1 protein-coding gene is annotated in these 2,821 nt (G+C 70.2%); it reads left to right on the top strand.

What is annotated here, in order from left to right:
- Position 1: 1 nt before the first annotated feature.
- Positions 2-2,821 (top strand): type I polyketide synthase (locus AWZ10_RS34710; protein ID WP_425264523.1); only part of this gene is annotated, 2,820 nt, incomplete at its 3' end.

Genomic DNA, 2,821 nt, shown 5'->3' with positions numbered 1-2,821 from the left:
GGTGAAGTCGAATGTGGGTCACACGCAGGCGGCCGCGGGTGTGGCCGGTGTGATCAAGATGGTTGAGGCGCTGCGGCACGGTGTGCTGCCGGCGACGTTGCATGCGGATGAGCCGTCGTCGCATGTCGACTGGTCTTCAGGCGGAGTGGAGCTGCTGACTCAGGCGCGTCAGTGGCCGGAGTCGGTGGAGCGTGCGCGTCGTGCGGGTGTGTCGTCGTTCGGTCTGAGCGGCACCAACGCCCACGTCATCCTCGAAGAGGCGCCTGCGGATCCGGCTCCTGAAGAGTCCGGGACAGGTGACGGAGCCGTGCTGCCCTGGCTTGTGAGCGCCCGGAGCGCCGAGGCCCAGCGGGCTCAGGCTGGACGGCTGCTCACCGTAGTCAGGAAGCGCCACGACTCTGCTTCTGTGGGACTGGCCCGAGCACTCGCGTCCACCCGTACCTCGTTCGAGCAGCGAGCCGTCGTACTCGCTGCCACACAGGAGGAGTTCGTCGAGGAACTGCAAGCCCTGCACCTTGGCGAGACCGGCTTGCGCACGGTCACGGGCGTTACCCGGGAGGGTGGCCGGACGGCGTTCTTGTTCTCGGGTCAGGGGGCGCAGCGTCCGGGGATGGGTCGGGAGTTGTATGACGCGTTTCCTGTCTTCGCGGATGCTTTCGATGCGGTGTGTGCGTATGTCGGCTCCGGGTTGCGGGATGTGGTGTTCGGTGATGACGCGGGGTCGTTGGGTCGTACGGAGTGGACGCAGCCGGCGTTGTTCGCGGTGGAGGTGGCTCTGTTCCGGTTGGTGGAGTCGTTGGGGGTGCGTCCGGACTTTGTCATCGGTCATTCGGTCGGTGAGATTGCTGCCGCGCATGTGGCGGGGGTGTTGTCGCTGGAGGATGCGTGCGCCTTGGTCACCGCGCGTGGCCGGTTGATGCAGGAGTTGCCGTCGGGCGGGGCGATGGTGGCGGTGGAGGCGGCCGAGGACGAGGTTGTCCCGTTGCTGGACGCGTCGTTGGTGTCGGTCGCGGCGGTGAACGGGCCGCGGTCGGTGGTGATCGCCGGTGTCGAGGCGGCTGTCACGGAGGTCGCCGAGAAGCTGAAGGCGCGGGGGCGGCGGACGTCCCGTCTGCGGGTCTCGCACGCCTTCCATTCCCCGTTGATGGAGCCGATGCTCGACGCGTTCCGTGAGGTGGCGGAGCGGATCACCTACGGAACCCCTGCCCTTCCCGTGGTGTCGAACGTGACCGGACGTCTCGCCACCGACGGTGACCTGACGTCGGCCGAGTACTGGGTACGGCATGTCCGTCAGGCGGTCCGCTTCGCCGATGGTGTGAGTGCTCTGGCGGCCGAGGGTGTGACCCGTTTCCTGGAGATCGGCCCCGACGGCACCCTCACCGCCCTCGCGCGAACCGTGCTCGGTGACGTCGACGACGCGCTCTTCGTCCCGCTGCTCCGCAAGGATGTCTCCGAGCACATGGCCGTGCTGCGGGCGATGGCCCGTTTCCACGTCGACGGTGGAGAGGTCGACTGGAGTGTCCTGCTCGGCAGCGGCGACGGTGCCCCGGCAGTGGACCTGCCCACCTACCCGTTCCAACGCCAACGCTACTGGCCAACTGTCACCGCGCAGGGCGCGGCGCCCACGTACCCGTCGCTCTCCCAGGCCGATGTCTCCTTCTGGGCGGTCGTCGAGGAGGGAGCGCCGGAGCTGGCGGACACGCTCGGGGTCTCGCAGGAGGCGATGAACGCCGTTCTTCCCGCGCTGACGGCATTGCGCCGTGAGCAGCTGGAACGCGCCGAGGTCGAGGGCTGGTGTTATCGCGTCGACTGGGAACCAGTGGTTGTGCCGGACGAGAAGCCCGTCACCGGACGGTGGTTGCTCCTACAGACGCCCGATGACGTGCCGCTCGCGGGGCTTGAACAGTTCATTCCGGGGCTGGAGCGGCTGACCTGCGACGCCTTGGACCGCAAGGGGCTCGCCCGTCTCCTGGAGCAGGCCGTCGAAGGTGAGGAGCCGGCCGGCGTGCTCTCCTGCCTGTCCCTGCCCTCGCCCGGGGACGGCCGGCCCGCGTCGGAGGCCGGCCGCGCCGTGGAGAACGTGATGGCGCTGGTTCAGGCGCTCGGCGACGCCGGGGCAGCCGCACCGCTGTGGGTCGTCACGCATGCGGGGTTCGGGCCCGGCCGCGCGCCCGACGAACCGGCGCAGGCCGCCGTCTGGGGGTTCGGCCGGGTGGCGGCGCTGGAGTGCCCCGACCGCTGGGGCGGTCTGGTCGATGTGCCGCCGCATCCGGCTCGCGATGAACTCGGCTCCCTGGCTTCGGTGTTGTCCCACGCGCGCGAGGACCAGGTGTCCGTGCGCGGTGCGGCGACATACGCCCGCCGTCTCCGCCCGGCCCCGTTGCCCGCCTCGGCTCCGACCGCCACCCGGGACGCGGACCACAGGATCCCGCAGCGGCTCCTGGTCACCGGTGGCACCGGTGCGCTCGGGGTACGTGTCGCCGAATGGTTCGCCGGGCGCGGGACCACGCAGCTCGTGCTGACGAGCCGGAGCGGCCCGGATGCCCCCGGCGTGGCCGACACGGTCGCCCGGCTACGGGCGGCGGGCGCGGAGCGGGTGGAGGTCGTCGCGTGCGACGTCGCCGACAGGCTCCAGGTCGCCGCACTGCTCGACGCACACCCTGTCGACGGGATCGCGCACGCGGCCGGCATCCTCGACGTCGACCCGATCGACACCACGACCCCCGACGACATGGATCGCGTGTTGGGGGCGAAGGGGTGGGGTGCGGTGTATCTGGACGAGTTGACGCGGGGCTGGGATCTGGATGCGTTCGTGGTGTTT

Origin of the sequence: Streptomyces europaeiscabiei, from assembly GCF_001550375.1 — a bacterium.
In the GTDB taxonomy this organism is placed as follows: Bacteria; Actinomycetota; Actinomycetes; order Streptomycetales; family Streptomycetaceae; genus Streptomyces; species Streptomyces europaeiscabiei.
The sequence above is the reverse complement of the archived record's forward strand: the minus strand, read 5'-3'. Positions and strand labels throughout refer to the sequence as shown.